The organism is Vibrio sp. Scap24 (assembly GCF_013394185.1).
GTDB classification, from domain to species: Bacteria; Pseudomonadota; Gammaproteobacteria; order Enterobacterales; family Vibrionaceae; genus Vibrio; species Vibrio pomeroyi.
Window position 1 is genome coordinate 124,758 of sequence record NZ_CP041332.1, and the last position, 6,544, is coordinate 131,301.

Annotated in this window: 7 protein-coding genes; 6 read left to right on the plus strand and 1 reads right to left on the minus strand. The window is 43.1% G+C overall.

The annotated features are described in order from the left end of the window. From FLM53_RS00600 to FLM53_RS00615, 4 genes are all read left to right on the plus strand, one after another. Positions 1 to 1,098: an amino acid ABC transporter permease gene (locus FLM53_RS00600; RefSeq protein ID WP_176681130.1), complete on the plus strand. Its 1,098-nt coding sequence runs from the start codon at positions 1 to 3 to the stop codon at positions 1,096 to 1,098. Positions 1,099 to 1,120: 22 nt separating this feature from the next. Next, positions 1,121 to 1,885, plus strand: coding sequence for an amino acid ABC transporter ATP-binding protein (locus FLM53_RS00605; RefSeq protein WP_004742336.1), 765 nt, complete (start codon positions 1,121 to 1,123; stop codon positions 1,883 to 1,885). Between the two features lie 294 nt (positions 1,886 to 2,179). After that, the gene (locus tag FLM53_RS00610; protein ID WP_017057206.1) at positions 2,180 to 2,845 is read left to right on the plus strand and encodes a Bax inhibitor-1/YccA family protein; all 666 of its coding nucleotides are present in this window, start codon (positions 2,180 to 2,182) and stop codon (positions 2,843 to 2,845) included. Between the two features lie 180 nt (positions 2,846 to 3,025). Then, positions 3,026 to 3,355: a TusE/DsrC/DsvC family sulfur relay protein gene (locus tag FLM53_RS00615; RefSeq protein ID WP_017057205.1), complete on the plus strand. Its 330-nt coding sequence runs from the start codon at positions 3,026 to 3,028 to the stop codon at positions 3,353 to 3,355. 51 nt (positions 3,356 to 3,406) lie between these two features. Here FLM53_RS00615 and yccX read toward each other — a convergent pair whose 3' ends face one another. Then, positions 3,407 to 3,694 carry an acylphosphatase gene (yccX, locus tag FLM53_RS00620; RefSeq protein ID WP_176681129.1) on the minus strand — a complete coding sequence of 96 codons (288 nt, stop codon included), beginning with the start codon at positions 3,692 to 3,694 and terminating at the stop codon, positions 3,407 to 3,409. A gap of 88 nt (positions 3,695 to 3,782) precedes the next feature. On the opposite strand from yccX, the gene FLM53_RS00625 reads away from it, so the two are divergent. Beyond that, positions 3,783 to 5,186 (plus strand): methyl-accepting chemotaxis protein, encoded by a 1,404-nt coding sequence (locus tag FLM53_RS00625; RefSeq protein ID WP_176681128.1) that lies wholly within the window; start codon positions 3,783 to 3,785, stop codon positions 5,184 to 5,186. Between the two features lie 109 nt (positions 5,187 to 5,295). Further along, on the plus strand, positions 5,296 to 6,489 hold the full coding sequence (locus tag FLM53_RS00630; protein WP_176681127.1) for a class I SAM-dependent methyltransferase: 1,194 nt from the start codon (positions 5,296 to 5,298) through the stop codon (positions 6,487 to 6,489). The last annotated feature ends 55 nt before the right edge of the window (positions 6,490 to 6,544 follow it).

The following is a 6,544-nucleotide window of genomic DNA, read 5'->3' on the forward strand; positions in this document are numbered from 1 at the left end:
ATGAGCACACATCAATTTCAACCTGATCTTCCGCCTCCCGCTAACACGGTTGGTATGGTTGGCTGGTTAAGGAAAAATCTCTTTAACGGCCCTATTAACAGTGTAGTGACACTGGTTTTAGGTTACATCGCATTCTCATTACTTTGGGCAACCTTTGACTGGGCATTCTTAAATGCAGACTGGGTCGGCACAACTCGTGATGCATGTACGAGTGACGGCGCGTGCTGGGTATTCATCAGTGTTCGTTGGGACCAATTCATGTACGGTTTCTATCCTGAAGCTGAACTGTGGCGCCCTCGCCTTTTCTACGCAACGTTAGCCTTTTTTGTCGCTTTATTGGCTTATGAAAAAACACCTAAGCGTACGTGGATTTGGTTGTTCTTCGTAAACATCTACCCATTTCTAATCGCTGGTTTGTTATACGGTGGTGTATTTGGACTAGAAGTTGTCGATACCCACAAATGGGGCGGCCTACTGGTTACACTGATCATCGCATTAGTTGGTATTGTGGTTTCGCTTCCTATCGGTGTTGCACTTGCCCTTGGACGTCGTTCGGAGATGCCTATCATTCGCAGTATCTGTACTGTGTACATCGAGATCTGGCGTGGCGTACCTCTTATTACCGTGCTGTTCATGGCTTCGGTAATGTTGCCTCTATTCTTAGCCGCAGGTTCTGAGACCGATAAGCTGATCCGTGCTCTTGTTGGTGTGGTGTTGTTTAGTGCAGCTTATATGGCAGAGGTTATTCGTGGCGGTCTACAAGCGATCCCTAAAGGTCAATACGAAGCAGCAGATGCACTGGGTCTAACCTATTGGAAAAAGATGGGACTGATTATTCTTCCTCAAGCATTGAAAATCACTATTCCATCAATCGTGAACACATTCATTGGCCTATTTAAAGACACCAGTCTGGTACTTATCATCGGTATGTTTGATGTGTTGGGTATTGGCCAAGCAGCGAATACCGACCCTGAGTGGTTAGGCTTCGCTACAGAAAGTTATGTATTTGTCGCGTTAGTGTTCTGGGTGTTCTGTTTTGGCATGTCGAGGTACTCGATATGGCTAGAAAATAGACTTCACACCGGTCACAAACGATAGTTAATAAGATCAAGGACGTATTATGACGCAACAACTAAACCCAGAATCGCAAGAGTTGATGATTGAACTTAAAGACATGAACAAGTGGTACGGTGAGTTCCACGTGCTTAAGAACATCAACCTAGAAGTTAAGAAAGGCGAGAAAATCGTTATCTGTGGCCCTTCTGGCTCAGGAAAGTCAACGATGATCCGTTGTATCAACCGATTAGAAGAGCACCAGAAAGGTCATATCTTCGTTTCGGGTAATGAACTGACAGAAGACCTAAAGAACATTGAAGCGGTGCGCAGAGATGTAGGTATGTGTTTCCAGCACTTCAACCTGTTCCCACATCTTACGGTATTAGAAAACTGTACTCTGGCCCCTATTTGGGTCAAAAAGATGCCGAAGGAAGAAGCTGAAGCGATTGCGATGAAATACTTAGAGCGTGTAAAAATCCCTGAGCAAGCGGATAAATTCCCAGGTCAGCTTTCAGGTGGTCAGCAACAACGTGTAGCTATCGCCCGTTCTTTATGTATGAACCCTCAAGTGATGCTGTTTGATGAGCCAACATCGGCACTCGATCCAGAAATGGTTCGTGAGGTGTTAGATGTAATGGTAGAGCTTGCAGAAGAAGGCATGACCATGTTGTGTGTGACGCACGAAATGGGCTTTGCTAAAGAGGTCGCGGATCGCGTTATCTTCATGGACGCTGGCGAAATCATCGAAGAGAACAACCCTGTCGACTTCTTTGAAAATCCACAGTCGGACAGAACGCAGAACTTCTTAAGCCAAATCTTACACCATTAATGTGTTATGATGCATAAACTACAGAGGCGGCTTAGGTCGCCTCTTTATTTTTCAAAGTTATAGATAGTTTTTAAAGTTTTAAGTAACTGAATAGATCGACCAAAGGTTGACCATCGTATCTTAGCTATACTTAATTACAGCCTAAAGAAATACTTTGTTACACCTTCAGAAACACTTAACCGACTATTTTGATTATTATTTTACGTATACAAGAGGAATGAAAGACTTGATTTTTCGAACTTTCACCCCCATAAATGTACTAATAACTATTGAAGTCACCTTACGAGGAAGATTATGAACAGCCCTATGTTTTCACGCACAGCATCTCAAGAAAGTGCTCTGCAAACCAATAAAGTGTTGCGTAATACCTACGCTCTACTGTCTATGACACTACTTTGGTCTGCTGTTGTAGCAGGCGTATCTATGGCGATGAACCTTCCACGCCCTGGTCTTATCATCATGCTAGTTGGCTTTTACGGCCTACTTTTCTTAACTGAGAAGAACCGTGACAACAGCATGGGTTTAGTCTTCACATTCCTATTTACAGGTTTCTTAGGCTACACCATTGGTCCAATCCTAAATATGTACGTTGGCGCAGGCATGGGTGATGTCATCCTAACTGCACTTGGCGGTACTGCATTGGCATTTATGGGGGCTTCAGCTTACGCTCTTACTACTAAGCGTGACCTGTCATTCCTTAACGGCATGCTATTAGCTGGTTTTGTTGTACTGCTTGTAGGTATGGTTGCAAATATCTTCTTACAAATGCCTCTACTATCATTGGCAATGAGCGGTATGTTCATCCTGTTCTCGACTGGTGTTATCTTGCTTACAACGCAAAACATCATTCGTGGCGGTGAAACTAACTACATCTCAGCAACGATCAGCTTGTACGTATCAATCTACAACATCTTCATCAGCCTACTAAGCATTCTAGGCATCATGGGTAGCGACGACTAATCACTCCCATAACTGAAGAATATCTAGCCCAAGAGCCTAGCTCTTGGGCTTTTTTATATCTATCAGCATCAGAATTCTTTAGATAGCTGCAATATTTCTTGAGAAAGCTATAAATCTGTTGAGAAAAGTAAACTTGGTCATGTACCCTATCTGGATAGTTAACTGGATTCTGGATTAAACATGTTTGAATATAACGGCAAGCAAATCGAAACCGATGCTCAAGGCTACCTATTGGACTACACACAATGGGAAGAAGGTATGATTGAAATTCTTGCTCAAGATGAAGCTATTGAACTTACAGATGCGCACTTAGAAGTCGTACATTTTGTAAGGAGCTTTTACGAAGAGTTCAACACCTCTCCAGCAGTTCGTATGCTAGTTAAAGCGATGGAAAAGGCTCACGGCCCAGAAAAAGGCAACAGTAAATACCTATTCAAGCTATTCAAGAAAGGCCCTGCAAAACAAGCGACCAAACTTGCAGGCCTACCTAAACCAGCGAAATGCTTGTAAAGACTAACCGGCTTTAGATCATTCCTGAATATAAATACTGTAGTAAGTGAGCTACAGTATTTTAAACTCCCCAACACGCACCTTTTGTCGTTCTTTCTCTCCGACTTGATGTTTGACTACACCATCAACTACCGCACTCTTAGGGCCGATTTTTAGCCATTCGTATAGCTTATCGATTTGCCCAGCTTCTCCGACCGCTAATACTTCAACTCGGCCATCATTTAGGTTCTTAGCGTACCCTGAAATACTCAAAGCTTGCGCTTGTCTGCTGGTGTGATAACGAAAACCAACACACTGAACTACGCCTGACACGACAAAAATAAATTGGGAACTTTCCATAACGTTGCCTCATAAATTATATGAATGATATAGTTATGCTTCTATTCATTCACCGCTTATTGGTGGACTTACTTCGAGTATAACGATTATGAAAGAAATCCCATTTCGTTGGATTGATAAATATCTCATTCACCTAAAAATCCAAGAAAAGTTCTATCTACTCTTCTTATTACCTCTTCTCGCTCTGGTTATATTAACGCTCGTTTTAGATAGTGCAGCGGATTCATTACTGGCTCACCTTTATCAAGAAGAAATGCTTCTGATGAAAGGGCTTATTGAGGCGGGTCAACTTACGAAAGAACAAGTTGCTCAACTCGTTAGTAATTCTGATAGCATCTCTTTAGGCTATGGCGCGGGTTCTGTTTCAGTCATGAATGGCGCGTTTAGTTTAGTGGCAAACCACGATCAAAACCTTTGGTCTGCACTATCTACAACTCAAGTTTCTATCATCGCAGTAACACTAACTCTGATCGCATTGGGGGTTTACTACATCATGACCTTCATTGGCGGTGCCATGTTCTCAATGAACAAAGCACTGAACACGCTTGCGAATGGTGACTTAACTTGTCGTATGAACTACTTCTTAGTTCGTGATGAATTCAGTGAAATTGCCATCACTATCGATAAGGTAGCCGAGCGTGAACAAAACATGGTTCTTTCTATACAAGAATCTGTGGCACTTATGCAGCAAATCAGTTCGGACTTGAACCAATCAACACAGCAAAGTTCAGACATTTCAGGTAATCAACAAGAGCACCTAAATAGCCTAGCAAGTGCTACCGAACAGATGGCAGCAACCATTCGTGAAGTGGCCACCCTTGCACACGATTCTAGCTCTCAAACGATGGATGCTCGTGGTGTTGCTCAAAGTGGCCAAGTGAAGGTTTCGAATACTCTGCAATCTATCTCGAGCCTATCTCAAGAGATTCAATCAGCCTCACAGGCGGTAGAAGAGCTTGATGCGAATGCGGCACAGATCGATGAAGTAGTCACAACCATCAATGGTATTTCAGAACAGACTAACCTGCTTGCTCTCAACGCCGCTATTGAAGCAGCTCGTGCTGGTGAACAAGGACGCGGTTTTGCTGTCGTTGCAGATGAGGTTCGTGCTCTTGCAGGAAGAACACAGCAAGCAACGGTTGAAATCCAAAGCATGATTGAATCATTACAACGTAACAGCCAATCGCTAACAAAACTGATGGAAGTGACGGTTAACAACGCAAACGAAGGACAAACATTAATGTCTGAAGTTAACGTTGAAATCGGCTCTCTGGCTGAAAAGAATCAATCGATTTCAGACAGTAGTACTCAGATAGCAACCGCAGCTGAAGAACAAGGTGTTGTTGCTGACAACATCGCACAGAGTGTCGAAGAGATTCGTCATCAATCAGACAGCATCTGTGAAATGATCAGTAAGAGTAATGCCAACGTTGATCAGCTTCGTAAGCAAAGCGACACAATGGAAGGCTTATTAACCGGCCTAAAGGCTTAATCCTTGAAATATCGTTACTAGGGCTGCTTCTGCAGCCCTTTCTTATTTGCTTTTCACCTGTACTTCCCCGACAATACCCCTCCTTCAAATTCAACAAACAGAGTAAATTATGACTCCTTCAATTCATCTAGCTAAAGGCCGAGATAAATCACTACGCCGCAAACACCCTTGGGTATTTTCACGCGGTATCGATAGGGTCGAAGGCGAGCCACAACAAGGTGAAACTGTAGACGTATATGCTCAAAATGGTCAGTGGCTTGCAAAAGCAGCTTACTCTCCAGCTTCTCAAATTCGAGCTCGTGTTTGGACATTTGAAAAAGAAGAAATCAACAAGGCGTTCTTCGTAAAACGAATTCAAGATGCACAGTCTTTACGTGAAGACATCATCGAACGTGACGGCCTAACTGGTTACCGTCTAACCGCTGCAGAATCTGATGGCTTGCCTGGCATCACTATCGATAAGTATCAAGACTTTCTAGTTTGCCAACTGCTAAGTGCAGGCGCTGAATATAACAAAAGCGTATTGGTTGAAGCTCTAATCGAGTGCTTCCCAGACTGCAACATTTATGAACGTTCAGACGTAGCAGTTCGTAAAAAAGAAGGCCTAGAACAAGTTGTCGGTGTACTTCATGGTGAAGAGCCACCTAAGTCAATCGTGATTGAAGAGAATGGTGTAAAAATCAGCGTGAACATTATGGAAGGCCACAAAACGGGCTTCTACATGGATCAACGTGATAGCCGTAAAGAATCGATGAAATACGTTAAAAACAAAGATGTTCTTAACTGTTTCTCATATACAGGTGGTTTTGGCCTTTACGCGCTGAAAGGCGATGCTAAGCGTGTGATTAACGCTGATGTATCTCAACTTGCTCTTGATACAGCGAAGTTGAACGCTGAGCTTAACGAGTTTGATATCTCTAAAAAACGCGCTGTATTCTTAAATGCTGACGTTTTCAAACTGCTTCGTGAATACCGCGACCAAGGCACTAAGTTTGACGTTGTGATCATGGACCCACCGAAGTTTGTTTCAAGCAAGAACAACCTAACTTCAGGCGCAAACGGCTATAAAGACGTTAACATGCTTGCAATGCAAATCCTGAAACCAGGCGGCACCCTACTCACCTACTCTTGCTCTGGCTTAATGGGCACAGATTTGTTCCAAAAGATCATCGCCGATGCAGCATTAGACGCAGGCCGAACTGTTAAATTCGTAGAACGATTCGAACAAGCTGCCGACCACCTAACAGACACAGCCTACCCAGAAGGTTTCTACCTAAAAGGTTTTGCTTGTAAGGTACTGTAGACGATAAAGCTTTAAATCACTAGATAATAAAAAAGGGCCTTTCGGCCCTTTTTTA